22 protein-coding genes are annotated in these 16,918 nt (G+C 71.5%); 5 read left to right on the forward strand and 17 right to left on the reverse strand.

Translation table 11 applies throughout. The annotated features are described in order from the left end of the window. Nucleotides 1-4: 4 nt before the first annotated feature. The 5 genes from ACE3T5_RS08580 to ACE3T5_RS08600 all read right to left on the reverse strand — a co-directional run bounded on the left by ACE3T5_RS08580 (nt 5) and on the right by ACE3T5_RS08600 (nt 3,169). Complete coding sequence (locus ACE3T5_RS08580; RefSeq protein ID WP_374666514.1) at nt 5-469, reverse strand: DoxX family protein; 465 nt, start codon at nt 467-469, stop codon at nt 5-7. Further along, entirely contained in the window at nt 466-1,314 is an 849-nt protein-coding gene (locus ACE3T5_RS08585; RefSeq protein ID WP_374666516.1) for a putative DNA-binding domain-containing protein, read from the reverse strand. Before ACE3T5_RS08585 ends, ACE3T5_RS08580 begins: the two co-directional genes overlap by 4 nt. Next, a complete protein-coding gene (locus tag ACE3T5_RS08590) occupies nt 1,311-2,243 on the reverse strand; it encodes a DUF692 domain-containing protein (RefSeq protein ID WP_374666518.1) in 933 nt (310 codons plus the stop codon). Before ACE3T5_RS08590 ends, ACE3T5_RS08585 begins: the two co-directional genes overlap by 4 nt. Continuing rightward, nucleotides 2,243-2,533 carry a DUF2282 domain-containing protein gene (locus ACE3T5_RS08595; RefSeq protein ID WP_374666520.1) on the reverse strand — a complete coding sequence of 97 codons (291 nt, stop codon included), beginning with the start codon at nt 2,531-2,533 and terminating at the stop codon, nt 2,243-2,245. Before ACE3T5_RS08595 ends, ACE3T5_RS08590 begins: the two co-directional genes overlap by 1 nt. Nucleotides 2,534-2,635: 102 nt before the next feature. Beyond that, entirely contained in the window at nt 2,636-3,169 is a 534-nt protein-coding gene (locus ACE3T5_RS08600) for a TlpA family protein disulfide reductase (RefSeq protein WP_374666522.1), read from the reverse strand. Between the two features lie 77 nt (nt 3,170-3,246). On the opposite strand from ACE3T5_RS08600, the gene ACE3T5_RS08605 reads away from it, so the two are divergent. The 3 genes from ACE3T5_RS08605 to ACE3T5_RS08615 all read left to right on the forward strand — a co-directional run bounded on the left by ACE3T5_RS08605 (nt 3,247) and on the right by ACE3T5_RS08615 (nt 4,716). Further along, complete coding sequence (locus ACE3T5_RS08605) at nt 3,247-3,813, forward strand: sigma-70 family RNA polymerase sigma factor (protein WP_374666524.1); 567 nt, start codon at nt 3,247-3,249, stop codon at nt 3,811-3,813. Beyond that, nucleotides 3,810-4,010 (forward strand): zf-HC2 domain-containing protein, encoded by a 201-nt coding sequence (locus ACE3T5_RS08610; protein ID WP_374666526.1) that lies wholly within the window; start codon nt 3,810-3,812, stop codon nt 4,008-4,010. Before ACE3T5_RS08605 ends, ACE3T5_RS08610 begins: the two co-directional genes overlap by 4 nt. A gap of 265 nt (nt 4,011-4,275) precedes the next feature. After that, nucleotides 4,276-4,716, forward strand: a complete 441-nt coding sequence (locus tag ACE3T5_RS08615; protein WP_374666528.1) for an RNA recognition motif domain-containing protein — start codon at nt 4,276-4,278, stop codon at nt 4,714-4,716. Nucleotides 4,717-4,828: 112 nt separating this feature from the next. Here ACE3T5_RS08615 and ACE3T5_RS08620 read toward each other — a convergent pair whose 3' ends face one another. From ACE3T5_RS08620 to ACE3T5_RS08635, 4 genes are read right to left on the reverse strand one after another with little or no spacing between them, the layout of a single operon-like run. Next, nucleotides 4,829-5,641 carry an SDR family oxidoreductase gene (locus ACE3T5_RS08620; RefSeq protein WP_374666530.1) on the reverse strand — a complete coding sequence of 271 codons (813 nt, stop codon included), beginning with the start codon at nt 5,639-5,641 and terminating at the stop codon, nt 4,829-4,831. Continuing rightward, the gene (gene lptC, locus ACE3T5_RS08625) at nt 5,638-6,192 is read right to left on the reverse strand and encodes an LPS export ABC transporter periplasmic protein LptC (RefSeq protein ID WP_374666556.1); all 555 of its coding nucleotides are present in this window, start codon (nt 6,190-6,192) and stop codon (nt 5,638-5,640) included. The genes ACE3T5_RS08620 and lptC overlap by 4 nt, the downstream gene beginning before the upstream one ends. Nucleotides 6,193-6,251: 59 nt before the next feature. Next, a complete protein-coding gene (locus ACE3T5_RS08630) occupies nt 6,252-6,800 on the reverse strand; it encodes a KdsC family phosphatase (protein ID WP_374666532.1) in 549 nt (182 codons plus the stop codon). Further along, on the reverse strand, nt 6,797-7,804 hold the full coding sequence (locus ACE3T5_RS08635) for an SIS domain-containing protein (protein ID WP_374666534.1): 1,008 nt from the start codon (nt 7,802-7,804) through the stop codon (nt 6,797-6,799). Before ACE3T5_RS08635 ends, ACE3T5_RS08630 begins: the two co-directional genes overlap by 4 nt. Before the next feature lie 40 nt (nt 7,805-7,844). Between ACE3T5_RS08635 and ACE3T5_RS08640 the strand changes: the two genes are divergently transcribed. Next, complete coding sequence (locus ACE3T5_RS08640; protein WP_374666536.1) at nt 7,845-9,830, forward strand: monovalent cation:proton antiporter-2 (CPA2) family protein; 1,986 nt, start codon at nt 7,845-7,847, stop codon at nt 9,828-9,830. 1 nt (nt 9,831) lies between these two features. Then, complete coding sequence (locus ACE3T5_RS08645) at nt 9,832-10,398, forward strand: adenine phosphoribosyltransferase (RefSeq protein WP_374666538.1); 567 nt, start codon at nt 9,832-9,834, stop codon at nt 10,396-10,398. Between the two features lie 22 nt (nt 10,399-10,420). Here ACE3T5_RS08645 and ACE3T5_RS08650 read toward each other — a convergent pair whose 3' ends face one another. From ACE3T5_RS08650 to rpmH, 8 genes are all read right to left on the reverse strand, one after another. After that, nucleotides 10,421-10,870 carry a Crp/Fnr family transcriptional regulator gene (locus tag ACE3T5_RS08650; protein ID WP_374666540.1) on the reverse strand — a complete coding sequence of 150 codons (450 nt, stop codon included), beginning with the start codon at nt 10,868-10,870 and terminating at the stop codon, nt 10,421-10,423. A 110-nt stretch (nt 10,871-10,980) separates the two neighbouring features. Continuing rightward, nucleotides 10,981-11,814 (reverse strand): hypothetical protein, encoded by an 834-nt coding sequence (locus tag ACE3T5_RS08655; RefSeq protein WP_374666542.1) that lies wholly within the window; start codon nt 11,812-11,814, stop codon nt 10,981-10,983. Nucleotides 11,815-12,017: 203 nt separating this feature from the next. After that, a complete protein-coding gene (locus tag ACE3T5_RS08660; RefSeq protein WP_374666544.1) occupies nt 12,018-12,509 on the reverse strand; it encodes a cyclic nucleotide-binding domain-containing protein in 492 nt (163 codons plus the stop codon). 119 nt (nt 12,510-12,628) lie between these two features. Beyond that, nucleotides 12,629-14,038, reverse strand: a complete 1,410-nt coding sequence (gene mnmE / locus ACE3T5_RS08665) for a tRNA uridine-5-carboxymethylaminomethyl(34) synthesis GTPase MnmE (RefSeq protein ID WP_374666546.1) — start codon at nt 14,036-14,038, stop codon at nt 12,629-12,631. Nucleotides 14,039-14,344: 306 nt separating this feature from the next. Next, complete coding sequence (gene yidC / locus ACE3T5_RS08670; protein WP_374666548.1) at nt 14,345-16,057, reverse strand: membrane protein insertase YidC; 1,713 nt, start codon at nt 16,055-16,057, stop codon at nt 14,345-14,347. Further along, nucleotides 16,054-16,326, reverse strand: a complete 273-nt coding sequence (gene yidD, locus ACE3T5_RS08675) for a membrane protein insertion efficiency factor YidD (protein ID WP_374666550.1) — start codon at nt 16,324-16,326, stop codon at nt 16,054-16,056. The genes yidC and yidD overlap by 4 nt, the downstream gene beginning before the upstream one ends. Continuing rightward, nucleotides 16,323-16,763, reverse strand: a complete 441-nt coding sequence (locus ACE3T5_RS08680; RefSeq protein WP_374666552.1) for a ribonuclease P protein component — start codon at nt 16,761-16,763, stop codon at nt 16,323-16,325. The genes yidD and ACE3T5_RS08680 overlap by 4 nt, the downstream gene beginning before the upstream one ends. A gap of 41 nt (nt 16,764-16,804) precedes the next feature. Beyond that, nucleotides 16,805-16,918, reverse strand: a 114-nt coding sequence (gene rpmH / locus ACE3T5_RS08685; RefSeq protein WP_374666558.1) for a 50S ribosomal protein L34, incomplete at its 5' end; no start/stop codon positions are given.

The raw sequence follows: 16,918 nt of genomic DNA on the forward strand, positions 1-16,918 counted from the left end.
CGGTTCAGGTCGCGGCGGGTGGCTTCGACCGGCCCGCCAGGCGCGGCCACAGCAGCCGGTCGAGCGACCAGGCGCCCGGACCGTAGACCGCCACTGCCGCCAGCAGCGCACCCCACAGCAGGTGCTGCTGCAGCGCGGCCGGTGCGATCTCCGGCAGCGAGGCCACCGCCACCGCATTCACCACCGACAGCCCCAGCGCGGCGAAGCGGCCGCCCAGGCCCAGCACCAGCTCACCGGCGGTGCCGGAGACCGCCGCCCAGGCTGGCGGCAACAGCGGCACCTGGTACTCGTCGGTGAACAGGGCCAGGGTGGTTTCCCAGTCGCGCAGCTTGGTCAGGCCGGAGGCGAAGAAGGCGTAGGCCACGTAGCCGCGCGCGGCCAGCGCGGCGGCCGGCTGCAGGGCGTCGAGCAGGTCCGCGAAACGCGAGGCGCCGCGCACGGCGAGGCTCGTCGGCGGGGGCAGGTTCATGGGGATCTCTCCATCGGGTTCATGAGCGCAGCGCCGGTCAGCAGGCCGGTTGCGACCGCCGGCGACAGCCAGGCAGCGAAGTCGAATGCGGGTGCCGCGTCCAGCGCCTGGGCGAGACTGCCACCCGCCTGCAGCGCGCGCCCGAAAGCGGCCTCTCCCGACGCGGCGACGCGCACCCGCGGTCGCAGCCCCTCGCGCCAGACCAGCGCCGGCTCGGCTTCGCCGGCCCTCAGGCGAGCCGCTGCCTCGTCGAGGGACACGCCATCACCGGCATGGGCCTGCACCAGGCTCACCACCGGCCAGGGCGACTCGATCACTTGCGTGCCGGGCGCCAGCACCAGCGTGAGCGTGTCCGGATCGTGCTGCTGCAACAGCGCGAGACTGGCCAGGTCCGGCTCGGCATCGGCCGCGCTGGCGGCGACGTGCAGCGCCCAGTCCACCCGCGCGACATCGGCGAGGTAGGGCTCGGCCTGCGCCAGGTCCGCGCGCGACGCGATCCATGCCGGCAAGTCACCGCCCCACTCGGCCATGTCACCGCGCACGGGCGGATGGGCCAGCCAGACGGCCTGCGCCACCGCCTCGAAGTTGTCCTCGCCCAGCAGCGCCGCGACGCTGGGATAGGCGGCTGCCAGCGCCCGCACGGCCAGCGCGCGGCCGTTGCTGCGATAGGCACGCAGGCCGCGCAGGGTGGTGGCTTCGGGCACGAGATGCGCGGCGGCCAGCGCGAGCGCCTCTTGCGGACCACGCGCCCACAGCGCCGCCACCAGCGCCTGTTGCTGGGCCGCCAGGGCCCCTGCGACCGTCGATTCCGGCGTGGCCGCTGCGCGCACCAGGGCTGCGGTCATGCGGCCTCGGGCCAGGTCTCGTGCCGCACAGGCGCTGTGGCGAGCACGGCGTCGGCGCGCCGCGCCTCCTGCAGCAGCACGGCCAGTTCGGGCACGCCCGTGTCCCACTCGATGAGCGAGGGCACAGCGCCGAAGCGGGCGACGGCATGGGCGTACAGCGTCCAGACGTCCTCACAGACACGGCTGCCGTGGTCATCGATCACGATGTCCTCCAGCGCGCTGTGGCCCGCGAGGTGGATCTCGCCCACGCAGTCGGCCGGCATCGCATCCAGCCAGGCGATGCAGGCCGCGAGCGGATCGCCGCCGTGGCCGGCGCGCTGCGCGTTGAGGGCGTTGACGTAGAGGTTGTTCACGTCCACCAGCAGGCCGCAGCCGGTGCGGCGGGCCAGATCGACCAGGAAGGCGGGCTCGTCGCGGTCGCTGCCCGCGAGGGTGATGTAGGCCGAGAGGTTCTCCACCAGCAGGCGGCGCCGCAGCCGATCCTGCACGCGCTGCACGTTGCCGGCGAGCACCGCCAGCGACTCGGCGTGGTAGGGCAGCGGCAGCAGGTCGGCCGCATGCAGCGCACCGTCTGCGCCACCCACCCGCGCGAAGCACGCGTGGTCGCTCACCAGCAGTGGATCGATCTGCTCCACCAGCCGCGCGAGCCGGGCCAGGTGCCACTCGTCCACACCCGCGGCGGAGCCCAGCGCCAGGCCGACGCCATGCAGGCTGACCGGGTAGTGCGCGCGCGCCTCGCGCAGCAGCGCCAGCGGCGCGCCGCCGTCGCCGAAGAAGTTCTCGGCGTGGACTTCGAGGAAGCCGAGCGCCGGGCGCTCGCGCAGCAGCGCGCCATAGTGCGGCTGCCGCCAGCCGATGCCCGCGCGCAAGGGCGGCGGGCATCGGCGGGTGCCGGTCGCGGGCAGGGAGGCGACAGGCGCCATGGCCATCAGGCCTTCTTCGCCTTGGCCTTGGCCTCCTCAGCGGTCAGGCCCTTCATGCTCTTGCAGGTGCCCTTGGCCACGTACTTCCACTCGGCGGGATCGTCGTTCGTCTTGGCCTGGCCGGCGCACGAGTGCGTGCCGCTCAGGTTGGCGCAGTCGTTCTGGCCGGCCTTGGCGATGCCATAGCACTTCTCCTTCTCGGCCTTGGCCGGCTGCTGGGCTTCAGCGGGCGCGGCGGCCATGAGGCCGGTGAGCAGGGTGGCGGCAGCGGCGGCGATGAGGGCGCGTTGGTTCATGTGAGATCTCCTGGTTCAGGTGTGCAGTGAAGGGTTGAGGACCACCCGTGCCTGCTTGCGCCAGCCCCGGGTTGAGCCTTGGTCAGCGCGGCGCGCCGGTTCTTACAGCAGGTCCGCGATGCGGTCCCAGGCCTCGGCCGGAATGCGGCCCTGATAGCGCTCCACCACGCGGCCGGTCTTGTCGATCAGGAAGCCGGCCGGCAGGGTGCCCGGCGCGCCGAAGCCGCTGCGGAAGCCCGGCGCGCCGGCCCACAGCTGCACGAAGCGCTGGGTGAGCGGCACGGTGCGGGCGATGATCGCGTCGTAGGCCTGCACGTCGGCCAGCTGCCGGTCCGTGGACACCAGCACCAGCTCGAACGGCTTGCCAGCCCATCCCGCGTAGTTCTGCCGCAGCTCGGGCATCTTGTCGCGGCACACCGCGCAGCCGGTCGACCAGAACATCACCAGCACCACCTTGCCGCGCAGCCGCGCGAGATCGAAGGGCTGCCCTTCCAGGGTGGAGCCGGCCAGCGAGGGCGTGGCGGTGGTCGATGCCGGGGCGGCTGCCTGGGCGGCCGCGGGCGCCGGGCTGGCGCCCAGGCCCAGGGCCAGCAGCAGGGTGACAAGCGCCGTGGCGACGGCGGGACGGACAGGCATGGCGGACTCCAGGCGGATGAGCATTCGCATGGGTCGTGTGCGATGATCCGCGCCTTACAACCTGCCCCCAGGCGCGCATGGCGATCCAGGACGAACTGGCCGAGCACCGTGGCTACCTGCTGCGTTTCGCGCGGCTGCAGCTGCGCAACGACGCCTGGGCCGAAGACGCGGTCTCCGAGACGCTGCTGGCCGCGCTGGCCAAGCCGCAGTCCTTCGGCAACCGCAGCCAGCTCAAGACCTGGCTGGTGGGCATCCTCAAGCACAAGGTGATCGACCAGCTGCGCCAGCGCCAGCGCGAGGTGGCGCTGGCCGCCGACGAGGGCAGCGAGGACGAAGCGCTGGAGGCCCTGCTGTTCCGCGCCGATGGCCACTACGCCGCGCCGCCGGCCGAATGGGGCAACCCCGAGCAGGATCTCTCAAGCCGCCAGTTCATGGCCGTGCTGGAGGCCTGCACCGAGAAGCTGCCGGCCGCCATGGGGCGGGTGTTCCTGATGCGCGAATGGCTGGAACTCTCCAGCGAGGAGATCTGTAAGGAGCTCCAGCTCACCCCGACGAACCTGTACGTGCAACTGCACCGCGCCCGCATGCGCCTGCGCGAGTGCCTTCAACTCAACTGGTTCGGAAACCGCCCCAACGCCGCATGAGGATCCTGCGCCGCACCTGCAAGGAAGCCACCGCGCTGATGGTGGCCCGGGAAGACCGCGCGCTGCCGCTGGCCGACCGGGTGGCGCTGCGCCTGCACCTGTGGGCCTGCGCCGCCTGCCCCCGGGTGGAGCGCCAGGTACTCACCATGCGCAACGCCATGCGGCAGTGGCGCAACTACCAGCAGCCGGGGGAGTGACGATCCTCCCCGTCATGGCGCACTTCGCGCACGAAATCGGGGCGCGGCGGGGGTTGCGGGGGCCTGCGGGAAAATCCGGCGTCTCATGCGCGCCGCACCTCTTGCCATGCGCGTGGGGTTGTGCCTCATAATGCCAGAGCGTGGATCGGGCCATGGGCTCGCGCGCGGGTTGCGGTGTACAGGTGCCTTTCGCGTCGCTCGGTTGAATGCGCTTTCGGGACTCCATCGCTGTCGGTTCTTAGTCTTTCTTGAGGAGTCCCACTCGATGGGCAATAAACTTTACGTCGGCAATCTGCCGTATCAGATGCGCGACAGCGATCTTGAGCAGGCCTTCAGCCAGTTCGGCTCGGTCAGCAGCGCCAAGGTCATGATGGAGCGCGAGACCGGTCGCTCCAAGGGCTTCGGCTTCGTCGAGATGGGCAGTGACGCAGAGGCGCAAGCCGCCATCAACGGCATGAACGGCCAGCCCCTGGGCGGCCGCAGCATCGTGGTGAACGAGGCTCGCCCGATGGAGCAGCGCCCCCGCACCGGCGGCTACGGCGGTGGTGGCGGTGGTGGCGGTGGTGGCGGCGGTGGTGGCGGTGGCGGCGGTCGCTCCGGCGGCGGCGGCTACGGCGGCCGCGGCGGCCAGGACGGCGGCTTTCGCAGCCCCTACGGCGCCGGCCCGCGTGGCGGCGGCGGTGGTGGCGGCCGCGGCGGCTACTGATCGCTTCCGGCGGATGCAGGCCAGCGGCCTTCATCGGTCATGATGACGAGAAAGGGACCCTTCGGGGTCCCTTTTGCTTGGGGCGGGCTTGCTTGGGGCGGGCGAGCCGCGCTCAGCCGGCCTCGCCCTCGCGGTGCTTGCGCGCCCGGCCGGCCACGGCGCGGTCGAACACCGCGTTCGGCAGCAGGCGCAGCAGCTTCGCCACCACGCCCATCTGCCAGGGGATGACGCGGTAGCTCACACCCGCCTCGATGGTGCGGAAGGCCGCGTCGGCAAAGGCCTCGGGCGCCATCAGGAAAGGCATGCCGTAGCGGTTCTTGCGCGTGAGCGGCGTGTCCACGTAGCCCGGCGCGATGGTGACCACGCGCACGCCGCTGGGCCGCAGGTCGCCGCGCAGGCTTTCGCAGTAGCTGATCACCCCGGCCTTGCTGGCGCAGTAGGCGCCATGGCCGGGCAGGCCGCGGATGCCCGCCACGCTGGCGATGCCCACCAGCCGGCCGCTGCCGCGCGCGGCCATGGCGCGCACGAAGGGGTGGAAGGTGGCGGCCAGGCCGACGTTGTTGACGGCGAAGGTGCGCGCGATGACGTCGATGTCCGAGCGCTCGGCCGTGTCGATGCCGATGCTGATGCCCGCGTTGGCGATCACCACGTCCGGCACGCCCTGCTGCGCCAGGCAGGCCTGGCCGGCGGCGACGATGCTGTCGGTCTGCGCCACGTCGGCCGCGTACATGCGCCAGTCGTCCGCCGGCAGCGCCTTCGCCTCGGCCCAGCGTGCGATCTCGTCGGTGCGGCGGGCCACCAGGGCCAGCCGGTAGCCGGCGCGATGGAAGCGCTCGGCCAGCGCCTGGCCGATGCCGCTGGAGGCGCCGGTGATGAACACCAGCGGCCGGGCGGCCGCCGCGACGGGCAGGGAGGTAGGGGTCATGGGCGGGGGCGGGCCTGCAGCGTGCCGCGCACGCGGCCCTGCATCAGCAGCAGGCGGTCGAGGTTGTCGTAGGCGAGCGTGTCGGCGCTGAAGGCGTCGCCGCCCCGGCGCAGCTGCACCGGCTGGTCTGAGCGGACACGCTCCACGTCAAGGTAGGCGTGCAGGAACTCGCCGCGAATCTCCAGCGCCGGCAGGGGGCGCCCCTGTGCGTCGACGCCCTCGCGGGTGACCAACGCGTCGCCGATCAGCTGCACCTGCGAGCCGTCGGCGTTGGAGATCGCGCGTCGCGCCGTGGCCACGGTGAGCACGCCGCGCTCGTTGTAGGAGCGGATGCGCGGCTGGTCGATCTCCAGTGTGTCGGTGTCCGGGTAGTGGCGCGCCTCCTGGCCCTGGATCTCGCTCTTCAGCCGGCCGGCCGGGTCGAACGACTTCACCGAGAAGCGGCGCATGAAGTAGTCGGGATCGTGCGTGGGCGGCGCGTCGGCGGCCACCGCGCCCAGGCTGGGCGTGCTGCGCACCAGCCAGTAGGTGCCCAGGGCCATCAGCCCCATGAGGATGACCGGCAGGTAGATCGAGAGCCGGTCCCAGGCGCGCTGCAGGTTGCGCAGCGTCACCCGTAGGCCTCCAGCAGGGCGGCGTAGCGGCCGCTGGCGACCAGCAGCAGATCACAGAACTCGCGCGCCGCGCCGTGGCCGCCCGCCGCCTGGGTGACGTAGCGGGCGCGGGCGCGTACCTCGGCATGCGCGTTGGCCGGCGCGGCGGCGAAGGCGCAGCGCGTGAGCACGGGCAGATCGGGCCAGTCGTCGCCGATGCCGGCGGCCTGCGACCAGTCCAGGCCCAGCCGGGCCAGCGTCTGTTCGGCCGCCGGGCGCTTGTCCTCGGTGCCGTAGTGCACGTGGGTGATGCCCAGCGCTTCCAGCCGGCGGCGCAGCGGCGGCGAGTCACGCCCGGTGATCACCGCCGGGGTGATGCCGGCACGCTGCAGCAGCTTGAGCCCGAGGCCGTCGAGGATGTGGAAGCGCTTGAGCGTCTCGCCGTCCGCGCCCAGGTACAGGCCGCCGTCGGTGAGCACGCCGTCGATGTCGAAGAACGCCACGCGGATGCCCTGCGCGGCCAGCAGCAGCTCGGGCGGGAAGGTAAGGGCGGGGGCCGGGCTCATATCACCTTCGCCCGCATCAGGTCGTTGCTGTTCACGGCGCCGACCAGGCGGTCCTGCGCGTCCACCACCAGCACGCTGGTGATGCGGTGCTGCTCCATCAGGCTGGCCGCCTCGGCCGCCAGCGCGTCATTGCGGATCACGCGCGGGCCGGCATGCATCACGTCGCGCGCGCGCATGGCCCGCAGGTCCACGCCGCGCTCGATCAGCCGGCGCAGGTCCCCATCGGTGAAGATGCCCTGCACGCGGCCCTGCTCGTCCACGATGGCCGAGGCGCCGAGGCCCTTGGCGCTCATCTCGCGCATGAGGTCCGGGAACGGTGTGTCCGGCGCCACGCGCGGCACCGCGTCGCCGGTGCGCATGACGTCGGACAGGTGGGTGAGCAACTTGCGCCCGAGCGCGCCACCCGGGTGGGAGCGCGCGAAGTCCTCGGCGCGGAAGCCGCGTGCATCCAGCAGCGCCACCGCCAGCGCATCGCCCAGCGCGAGCTGCGCGGTGGTGCTGGCCGTGGGCGCCAGCTGCAGCGGGCAGGCCTCGCGCGCCACGCCGCTGTCCAGCACGATGTCCGCATGCCGCGCCAGGGTGGACTGCGCGTTGCCGGTCATCGCCACCAGCAGCACGCCCTGCCGCTTGAGCACCGGCAGGATGGCGGTGATCTCGTCGCTCTCGCCGCCGTTGGAGATGGCCAGCACGAGATCGATCGCCTTGATCATGCCCAGGTCACCGTGGCTGGCCTCGGCCGGGTGCACGAACATCGCCGGCGTGCCGGTGGAGGCCAGGGTGGCCGCCACCTTGCGGCCGATGTGGCCGCTCTTGCCCATGCCCATCACCACCACGCGGCCGCGCACGGCCAGCATGGCCTGCACGGCGCGCACGAAGGCCTCCCCCGTGCGGGCCTTCAGGCCCTGCACGGCCGCCGCCTCGATCTCGAACGTCTCGTTCGCGAGGGCCAGCACGCGCGCGGCGTCAAAGCCGGGGGCGGGCTCTCGGACGGGGTCTGCGCTCATCCGGCGGATTCTATCGACGCGCCTGCACTACGATGTGCCCATGACCTCGCTGGAGCTGACGCTGCTCTACCTGCTGGCCGCCGTGCTGGGGGTGGTGGCCTGCCGCAGCCTGAAGCTGCCGCCCATGCTGGGCTACCTGGCGGTGGGCGTGGTCATCGGCCCCAATGCGCTGGCGCTGGCCCAGAACTCCGAGAGCGTGCGCCACCTGGCGGAGTTCGGCGTGGTGTTCCTGATGTTCGTGATCGGCCTGGAGTTCAACCTCTCCAAGCTGCGCGCCATGCGCACCCATGTGTTCGGCCTCGGCCTGTCGCAGGTGGTGCTGACCATGCTGCTGGTCACCGCGGGCGCCATGGCGCTGGCCCTGTTCGCGCCGGCCGCCTGGGGCCTGCGCTGGCAGTCGGCGGTGGCGCTCTCCGGCGCGCTGGCGATGAGCAGCACCGCCATCGTGGTCAAGCTGATGGCCGACCGGCTGGAGATGGAGTCCGAGCACGGCCAGCGCGTCATGGGCGTGCTGCTGTTCCAGGATCTGGCGGTGGTGCCGCTGCTGGTGCTGATTCCCGCGCTGGGCAGCCCGCCGGAGGAGCTGTTCGGTGCGCTGGCGCTGGCCGGCCTGAAGGCGGTGATGCTGATCACCCTGCTGCTGGTGGGCGGCCAGAAGCTGATGCGCTGGTGGCTCACGCTGGTGGCGCGGCGCCGCAGCGAAGAGCTGTTCGTGCTGAACCTGCTGTTGATCACGCTGGGCCTGGCCTGGCTGACCGAGCTGGCCGGCCTGTCGCTGGCGCTGGGGGCCTTCATCGCCGGCATCCTGATTTCCGAGACGGAGTACAAGCACCAGGTGGAGGCGGACATCCGCCCCTTTCACGATGTGCTGCTGGGCCTGTTCTTCATCACCATCGGCATGCTGCTGGACTGGCGGCCGGTGGCCCAGCAGTGGGGCCTGGTGCTGCTACTGGTGACGCTGCCGGTGCTGTTCAAGCTGGCGCTGGTGACGGCGCTGGCGCGCGGCTTCGGCGCCAGCATGGGCGTCTCGCTGCGCACCGGCCTGTACCTGGCGCAGGCGGGCGAGTTCGGCTTCGTGCTGCTGGCACTGGCGCGCGGCCAGAACCTGGTGCCGCCGGAGCTGATGAACCCCATCCTCGCGAGCATGGTGCTCTCCATGCTGGCCACGCCCTTCATCGTGCAGTGGAGCAACTTCATCGTGATGAAGCTGGTGGCCAGCGAGTGGCTGCTGCAGTCGCTGCAGATGACCACCATCGCGCGCAAGTCCATCAACGCCAACAAGCACGTGATCATCTGCGGCTACGGCCGCTGCGGCCAGAACATGGCGCGCATGCTGGAGCGCGAGGGCATTCCCTACATGGCGCTGGATCTCGACCCCGACCGCGTGCGGCAGGCCGCCGCGGCCGGCGACTCGGTGGTGTTCGGCGACGCCGCGCGGCTGCAGGCGCTGATGGCCGCCGGCCTGGCGCGCGCGAGCCTGGTGGCCGTGACCTACCTGGACATCCCCGGCGCGATGAAGGTGCTGGCCAATGTGCGCGCGCACGCGGCCACGGTGCCGGTGATCGTGCGCACGCAGGACGACCACGACCTGGAGAAGCTGCAGACAGCCGGTGCCGCCGAAGTGGTGCCGGAGGCGCTGGAGAGCTCGCTGATGCTGGCCACGCATGCGCTGGCGCTGGTGGGCGTGCCGATGCGGCGCGTGCTGCGCATCGTGCAGGAGCAGCGCGACGCGCGCTACAACCTGCTGCGCGGCTACTTCCACGGTGCCGACGACAGCGGCGCCGACGAGGTGGACCAGGAGCGCCTGGCCACGGTGAACCTGCCGCTGGGCGCACGCGCACTGGGCCGCCCGCTCAGCCACTACGCGCTGCATGCGCAAGGCGTGCGGGTGGTCAGCCTGCGCCGCGCCAGCGGCCGCGCCGAGGACCCGGAGGCCGACCCCGTGTTCCATGACGGCGACACCCTGGTGCTGTCCGGCCGGCCCGAGCCGCTGGCCCGCGCCGAAGAGATCCTGCTGAAGGGATGACATGAACCCGACCGACGACGACACCCCGCTGCCCGTGGGCGACTACCTGCGCGCCCACATCCGCACCGTGCCCGACTGGCCTGCGCCCGGCGTGCAGTTCCGCGACATCACGCCGCTGCTGCAGGACCCGAAGGTCTTCCGCGTGCTGATCGACGCCTTCGTGCACCGCTACATGAACCGCCGGCCCGACGTGGTGGCGGGCCTGGATGCGCGAGGCTTCATCCTCGGCTCCGTGGTGGCCTACGAGCTGGGCCTGGGCTTCGTGCCGATCCGCAAGAAGGGCAAGCTGCCCTTCACCACGGTGGAGGAAACCTACGAGCTGGAGTACGGCAGCGCCACGGTGGAACTGCACACCGACGCCGTGCGGCCCGGCCAGCGCGTGCTGCTGATCGACGACCTGGTGGCCACCGGCGGCACCATGATGGCCGGCAAGAAGCTGCTGGAGAAGCTGGGCGGCGAGGTGGTGGAAGGCGCCGCCATCGTGGACCTGCCCGAGCTGGGCGGCTCGCAGCGCCTGCGCGAGGCCGGGCTGAAGGTCTTCACCTTCGTGTCGTTCGCCGGCCACTGAGTGGCCCGCGGGCCGGCGCCGATCAGGCGAAGTGGCCGACCAGCACCGCCTCACGCATGCGGATCGCCAGCACGGTGGCGAGGCCGGTGATCAGGTCCACCGCCAGGCGCGGGTGCTTGTGCGAGAGGCGGTCGAAGCGCTCCCAGGCCAGGCCCCAGGCCACGCCGGGGCGCGAGGGCGTGACGGTGGCGCTGCGCGGCTGGCCCGAGAAGAACGTGCCTTCGCCCACGACGCTGCCGGGCTTGATGGTGGCGATCACGTGGCCGCGGGTGCGCACCTCCAGCTCGCCGTCGGCCAGGATGAAGAGCTGGCGGTCGCAATCGCCCTCGTGCATGAGCGGCTCGCCTTCGCGCAGGTAGCGCACGGTGAGGTAGGGGGCGAGGGCCTTCCATTCCTCGGGCGTCAGCTTGACGGGCAGGGCATCCTTGGCCTGCAGGTCGCTGACGGCCTGGGCGAGTTGCTGCACATTCATTCGGGCCTCCTCCTTGTCTTGCGCCGGTCGCTGGTGGCGCGGGAGTGTAAGCCCTGTGTCATGCAGAAGTCATCATGTCCCGCCGGGCGGTGCAGGCCCGGAGCTTTGCCTCAGCGCAGGTCGCCGTATTGCGTGGCGCTGAGCGCCGCCCCCGAGGCGGGCTCGGACCCGTCATCCGCCATCTCGGTGTCCTCGAAGCCGGTGAGCAGGGTGTAGCTCTGCGGACCGTGCTTGTGCGAGCCGTCGAACGCCTTGGCGTGCGCGCCGCCGCCCGCATGGGCGTCTGCCGGGCGGGTGGCCGCATGGGCCTGCTGCATCGCCTGGGCGCCGCCCATGCCGGTGGCCAGGGCCTGGCGGAAGGCCGTCATCTCGTCCGGGTGCAGGGGTTCGTGGCGGCCGTTGCGGTGCGCGGCCGGCGCGGGCATCAGCTCCGCCGGCTGCGAGGTGGCGGCTTCGCGCTGCGGTGGCTCGGCCTGCAGCGGCGCCGGGCGCGAGGGCACGGGGCGCACGGCCGGCTCGCCGACGGCGACGTGCTCGATGGAGCGCCAGTAGCAGGCGGTGACCAGGATGTCGAAGCGGGCGCGCGCCTGCTGGGCGATGAGGGCCTCGATCTCGGCCAGGCGCGCGGTATCGGTGGCGGCGCCGGCCGAGAGATCGACCATCACCAGGAACTGGCGCCCGCGCGGATCGAGCGAGAGCACCTTGAACTTGTAGCTGGAGGACAGCACGCCGGCATGCACCATGGCATCACGCACCACGCTGTACAGCAGCTCGCGGCGGGCCATGCGCTCCTGCTTGCGGTTGGCGGGCTGGGCGTTGGGCGCGGGCTGGCGCGCTGCCGCATAGGGCTTGGTGGACTCCATGCGCGACAGGCCCGAGCTTTGCGGCGCGGCTGGCGGCGGAGCGGCTTTCTTCTTGGGCGAGAGCCAGCTGAAGAGGGACATGGCAAGGCCTTTCTGCGCCTGGCCAATCACACTTTGGTTTGCGATTCGAGGCGCTCAGGGGCGCAGTTTAGTCGGGCATGCGGCATCGCAGCAGGACTTTTTGCACGGCGCAGGAGGGATTTGGCCACAGAGCGCGGCATCACGTGACATTTTTCCCGTGCCCCCGCGCGCCGCTCAGGCATGCAGCCCGGCCGTGCCGAGCCTCAGGTGACGGCCACGCGCTTGGGCCGGTTGGACAGGCGCCGCGACACCAGCGCACCCAGCGCCATGGCGAGTTCCAGCGCCAGCGCGGGCTGCCGGTTGGCCAGTTCCGTGAAGCGGATCGGCGTGAGCGACCACACCTTGCTGGGCGAGGTGGCCTGCACCGTGGCGTTGCGCGGCTGCCGGCTGAAGAAGGCGCCCTCGCCCACCGCCGAGCCGGCACTGACCGAGGCCAGACGCAGCCGGCCCTTGTCGTCCTCGTAGTGCACCGCGAGCTGGCCGCTTTCGACCAGGTAGACGTTGCGGTCGTTGCCGTTCTGTCGGATCAGCACCTGGCGCGGCGCCAGCGCCAGCGGCTGCAGGTAGGTGCCGAGCAACTCCCACTGCGTGGGCGTGAGCGCGGGGCGCACGGCCTCGGGCGAGTGGTTGTGGGTGACGGCCTGGACCAGGCCTTGCACGTCAAAGCGGAGGGTGGTGGGCAGGGGAGCGTTCATGGGGCCGCACGGTACGGTGCACGCCTGCGTCGCACAAGCTTTGTAAGGCCGGTCTTACGGGAGATACGAGAAGGCGTGCGGGTGTAACGGCGTGGTTGCAGGGCGCTGGGCCCGCACACTCACTTGCCGATGCAGAAGCGGCTGAAGATCACGCCCAGCAGGTCGTCGGCGCCGAAGGCGCCGGTGATCTCGTTCAGCGCGTTCTGCGCCAGCCGCAACTCCTCGGCCAGCAGGTCCAGCGCCTGCGCCTCGCCCGCCAGGTGCGCGGCCGCCTCCATCAGATGCGCGTCCACGCGGCGCAGCGCCTGCAGGTGGCGTTCGCGTGCGATGAACAGGCCCTCGGGCGGCGCATGCCAGCCGGCCAGCGCCAGCAGGCGCGCGCGCAGTGCGTCCAGGCCTTCGCCGGTGCGGGCGGAGAGGTGGATCGGTGCCGCGGCCTCGCGATCCGCGGTCGACGGGGTCGCAATCGCATCGGCTGGCGCGGCCAGATCGAGCTTGTTCCACACGTCGATCACCGGCACGGCCTCGGCCATCGTCGCGCGCAGCCCTTGCGCGATGGCGGCGTCGGCGGCCTGGCTGTCCGCGTCCGTGGCGCGGGTGAGGTCATGCAGGAACAGCACCGCGTCGGCACGGCCGATCTCGCCCCAGGCGCGCTCGATGCCGATGCGCTCCACCGCATCCGCGCTGTCGCGCAGGCCGGCGGTGTCCACCACATGCAGCGGCACGCCCTCGATCTGGATCTGCTGGCGCACCACGTCGCGCGTGGTGCCGGGGATCGGCGTGACGATGGCGAGCTCGGCGCCCGCCAGCGCGTTCAGCAGCGAGCTCTTGCCGGCGTTCGGCTGGCCCGCGATCACCACGTGCAGGCCTTCGCGCAGCAGCGCGCCCTGCCGCGCGCGGTCCAGCACTTCGGCCACCTTCTGCTGGAGGCGCGCGAGCTGGCCCTCGGCGTCGGCCTTGCGCAGGAAGTCGATCTCCTCTTCCGGAAAGTCCAGCGTGGCTTCCACCAGCATGCGCAGGTGCACCAGCGCCTCGCGCAGCGCTTCCACCTCGCGCGAGAAGGCGCCCGCGAGCGAGCGCGCCGCGCTACGCGCTGCCGCCTCGGTGCTGGCATCGATCAGGTCCGCCACCGCCTCGGCCTGGGCCAGGTCCAGCTTGCCGTTCAGGAAGGCGCGACGCGTGAACTCGCCCGGCTCCGCCACCCGCAGGCCGATGCCGCTGCCCGCCGCGAGGCAGCGCGCCAGCAGCAGTTGCAGCACCACCGGGCCGCCGTGGGCCTGCAGCTCCAGCACGTCTTCGCCGGTATAGGAGTGAGGCGCGGGAAAGTGGATCGCCAGCCCCTGGTCGATGGGCTGGCCGGCCGCGTCGAGAAAGGGCAGGTAGGTGGCTTCGCGCGGCTTCAGCGCGCGGCCGCACACGGCCTCGATGATCGGCTGCACGCTGGCTGCCGACACGCGCACGATGCCCACTGCGCCGCGCCCGGGCGCGGTGGCGATGGCAGCGATGGGTTGGGCGAGGCGGGCGAGCATGGGCGGGGGGTCAGTTTAGGGCCGAGGCGGCGAGCTGAAGGCGCTGGCGCGCTGGGCACTCGTAGGCTGATGGTGGAGCGAAGCGCAACCTCAGCGATGACAAGCGCGACAGGGATGCCCACCAAACGCTGGGCTTGCACCCTAGCCTACAGAACGGCGCGGGGATGACGAGCGCAGCTCGTCGACCCCGGGCGCGCGCGAAGCGTCGCGCCCCCGCGCGCCCCAGCGCGCGCGCTGGCGGTCAGCGGCGGCGCAGCCGTCCGTCTGGACCGCCAGCATCGTGATGCCGCGCCACCGGCGTCGGCTTCACGAGAACTTCGGGAGATTGAACTCGGGCGGCACGCCCATGCGGGTGTTGATCAGCCACTGCTGCGCGATCGACAGCACGTTGTTGGTGATCCAGTACAGCACCAGGCCGGCCGGGAAGAAGAAGAACATGACCGAGAAGATCAGCGGCATGAACCACATCAGCTTGGCCTGCATGGGATCGGGCGGCACCGGGTTCAGCGCCGTCTGCAGCAGGGTGGTGAGCGTCATCACCAGCGGCAGGATGAAGTACGGGTCCGGCGAGGCGAGGTCGCGGATCCAGCCGATCCAGGGGGCGTTGCGCATCTCCACGCTGGACAGCAGCACCCAGTACAGCGCGATGAACACCGGGATCTGCACCATGATCGGCAGGCAGCCGCCCAGGGGGTTGACCTTCTCCTCGCGGTAGATGCGCATCATCTCCTGCTGCATCTGCTGCGGGTTGTCCTTGTAACGCTCGCGCAGCACCATCACGCGCGGGTTGATGGCCTTCATCTTGGCCATGCTCTCGTAGCCCTTGGCCTGCAGCCAGTAGAAGGCGATCTTGATCACCAGCACCAGGGCCATGATGGACCAGCCCCAGTTGCCCAGCACGTTGTGGATCTTGTCCAGCAGCCAGTACAGCGGCTTGGCGATGATGGTGAAGATGCCGTAGTCCTTCACCAGGTCCAGCCCGGGCGACACGCGCTCGAGCATCTTCTCTTCCTGCGGGCCCATGAACAGGCGCGACTCCACCTTCTGCGCGGCGCCCGGCGCCACCGGCGGCAGGGGCGACAGCGTGCCCACCGAGTACAGGTTGGCATCGACCTTGCGCACGAAGTTCTCGCGCTTCACGCCCTCGGGCAGGATCCAGGCGCTGGCGAAATAGTGCTGCACCATGGCGATGTAGCCGTTGGTGCTGTCCTTCTGGAAGTCTGCCTTGTTCTTCTCGATGTCGGTGAACTCGATCTTCTGGAACTTCTTGGCGTCGGTGTAGACCGCCGGGCCGGTGAAGGTGCCCGTGGGGTTGGTGAGGAAGTTGCCGCCCGAGCTGCTGCCGCCGCGCACGAGCTGCAGGTAGAGCTGCGGGCTGACCGGCGCGGCGCCGGCGTTCACCACCTCGTGCGTGACCGCCACGTCATAGGCGCCGCGGCGCAGCGTGTAGGTCTTCACCAGCTTCACGCCGCCCTGCACGGGCGATTCAAAGCGGGCCACCAGCTCGTTGGCGCCGTCCTTGAGGGTGCGTTCGCCGCTGAACGTCATCACCGTCTTGTGGTTCGGGAAGTCACCGCCCACCAGGCCGGTGTCGGCCACGTAGATGTGATCCGGGCCGGACTCCAGCAGCACGAAGTTGTCGGTCGACTTCTCGGTGACGGACTTGGCCATGTGCTTCAGGAACTCGGTGCGCACCACCGAGCCGCCCAGCGTGTCGAAGGTGACGCGCATCACGTCGGTGGTGAGCGTCACGCGCTCGCGCGCGGCCGCCGGCGCGGTGCTGGTGCCGGGCACGGCACGCGGCGTGGCCGCGGCGCCGGCCGGCTGCGCCGTGGCGCTGGGCGCGGGCACGCCGGCCGTGCCGGAGCCGGGCGTGGCCGGTGCCTGCGCGGTGGCGGCCGGGCGCGGCGAGGGGAAGAAGGTGGCCTGGCGACCGTTGTGGATCTGCCATTGGTCCCACAGCATCACCATCGAAAAGCCGAAGATCACCCAGAGGATGGTGCGGCGGATGTCATTCATGGGGTTTTCTTCTCTTGGGGTGAGCCGGTCCAGCGGGTGAACAGGCCCGGCGGCACGGCCGGCACGGGATCATGCCCGCCCGCGCACCAGGGGTGGCAGCGGGCGATGCGCGCCACGGTGAGATAGGTGCCGGCCGCCGCGCCGTGGCGCTGCAGCGCCTCCAGCGAGTAGGCCGAGCAGGTGGGCGTGAAGCGGCACGACGAGCCCAGCCAGGGCGACAGCAGCAGCCGGTAGCCCTTGACCAGGCCAATGAGCAGCGCGCGGATCATGGCTGGCCGGCGGCACGGGCGGCCGGGGGCGTGCGGACCGCCGCGCGCTCGAACAGCTGCAGCAGTTCCGCGCGCACCGCCGCCTTCAGCGGCAGTGACCAGGCGCTGGGGAACTGCGCGCGGTCGAACGTCGACCGCAGCCGCACCACGAAGGCGGCGGCTGGCAGGCGAGGCGCGAACTCGGCACTCAAGGCGTAGACCTGGCGACGGATGCCATTGCGGGTGACGGCCCGGCGGGCCCAGCGCTTGGGCACCACGGCCCCCACCCACGGCTGATCGTGCACAGCAAACAGGGCCTGCGGTCGCTTGGACCCAGGCCCTGCGGGGGCAGCCGGCGCATCCAGTGCCGCGCGATGCAGCACGAAATGCGCCGTGCGGGAGAAGGTGCCGCCTGCCATGGCCGCCTCGAACTGTGCCCGGGTCTTGAGCCGCTGCACGAGCGAAGGGCGGGCCGCAGCAGGCTGCGCTGCAGCGCCGATCAGGCAGCCAGGCGCTTGCGGCCCTTGGCGCGGCGCGCGTTGATGACGGCGCGGCCACCGCGGGTCTTCATGCGGACCAGAAAGCCGTGGGTCCGCGCGCGGCGCACTTTGGA

The sequence above is a fragment of the Ramlibacter sp. genome, assembly GCF_041916345.1.
Lineage (GTDB): Bacteria > Pseudomonadota > Gammaproteobacteria > Burkholderiales > Burkholderiaceae_C > Ramlibacter.

What these genes read in the sequence shown, in the direction of transcription:
- ACE3T5_RS08580 (WP_374666514.1), bottom strand. Translation starts at nt 469, where the DNA reads ATGAACCTGCCCCCGCCGACGAGCCTCGCCGTGCGCGGCGCCTCGCGT.
- ACE3T5_RS08585 (WP_374666516.1), bottom strand. Translation starts at nt 1,314, where the DNA reads ATGACCGCAGCCCTGGTGCGCGCAGCGGCCACGCCGGAATCGACGGTC.
- ACE3T5_RS08590 (WP_374666518.1), bottom strand. Translation starts at nt 2,243, where the DNA reads ATGGCCATGGCGCCTGTCGCCTCCCTGCCCGCGACCGGCACCCGCCGA.
- ACE3T5_RS08595 (WP_374666520.1), bottom strand. Translation starts at nt 2,533, where the DNA reads ATGAACCAACGCGCCCTCATCGCCGCCGCTGCCGCCACCCTGCTCACC.
- ACE3T5_RS08600 (WP_374666522.1), bottom strand. Translation starts at nt 3,169, where the DNA reads ATGCCTGTCCGTCCCGCCGTCGCCACGGCGCTTGTCACCCTGCTGCTG.
- ACE3T5_RS08605 (WP_374666524.1), top strand. Translation starts at nt 3,247, where the DNA reads ATGGCGATCCAGGACGAACTGGCCGAGCACCGTGGCTACCTGCTGCGT.
- ACE3T5_RS08610 (WP_374666526.1), top strand. Translation starts at nt 3,810, where the DNA reads ATGAGGATCCTGCGCCGCACCTGCAAGGAAGCCACCGCGCTGATGGTG.
- ACE3T5_RS08615 (WP_374666528.1), top strand. Translation starts at nt 4,276, where the DNA reads ATGGGCAATAAACTTTACGTCGGCAATCTGCCGTATCAGATGCGCGAC.
- ACE3T5_RS08620 (WP_374666530.1), bottom strand. Translation starts at nt 5,641, where the DNA reads ATGACCCCTACCTCCCTGCCCGTCGCGGCGGCCGCCCGGCCGCTGGTG.
- lptC (WP_374666556.1), bottom strand. Translation starts at nt 6,192, where the DNA reads ATGGGGCTGATGGCCCTGGGCACCTACTGGCTGGTGCGCAGCACGCCC.
- ACE3T5_RS08630 (WP_374666532.1), bottom strand. Translation starts at nt 6,800, where the DNA reads ATGAGCCCGGCCCCCGCCCTTACCTTCCCGCCCGAGCTGCTGCTGGCC.
- ACE3T5_RS08635 (WP_374666534.1), bottom strand. Translation starts at nt 7,804, where the DNA reads ATGAGCGCAGACCCCGTCCGAGAGCCCGCCCCCGGCTTTGACGCCGCG.
- ACE3T5_RS08640 (WP_374666536.1), top strand. Translation starts at nt 7,845, where the DNA reads ATGACCTCGCTGGAGCTGACGCTGCTCTACCTGCTGGCCGCCGTGCTG.
- ACE3T5_RS08645 (WP_374666538.1), top strand. Translation starts at nt 9,832, where the DNA reads ATGAACCCGACCGACGACGACACCCCGCTGCCCGTGGGCGACTACCTG.
- ACE3T5_RS08650 (WP_374666540.1), bottom strand. Translation starts at nt 10,870, where the DNA reads ATGAATGTGCAGCAACTCGCCCAGGCCGTCAGCGACCTGCAGGCCAAG.
- ACE3T5_RS08655 (WP_374666542.1), bottom strand. Translation starts at nt 11,814, where the DNA reads ATGTCCCTCTTCAGCTGGCTCTCGCCCAAGAAGAAAGCCGCTCCGCCG.
- ACE3T5_RS08660 (WP_374666544.1), bottom strand. Translation starts at nt 12,509, where the DNA reads ATGAACGCTCCCCTGCCCACCACCCTCCGCTTTGACGTGCAAGGCCTG.
- mnmE (WP_374666546.1), bottom strand. Translation starts at nt 14,038, where the DNA reads ATGCTCGCCCGCCTCGCCCAACCCATCGCTGCCATCGCCACCGCGCCC.
- yidC (WP_374666548.1), bottom strand. Translation starts at nt 16,057, where the DNA reads ATGAATGACATCCGCCGCACCATCCTCTGGGTGATCTTCGGCTTTTCG.
- yidD (WP_374666550.1), bottom strand. Translation starts at nt 16,326, where the DNA reads ATGATCCGCGCGCTGCTCATTGGCCTGGTCAAGGGCTACCGGCTGCTG.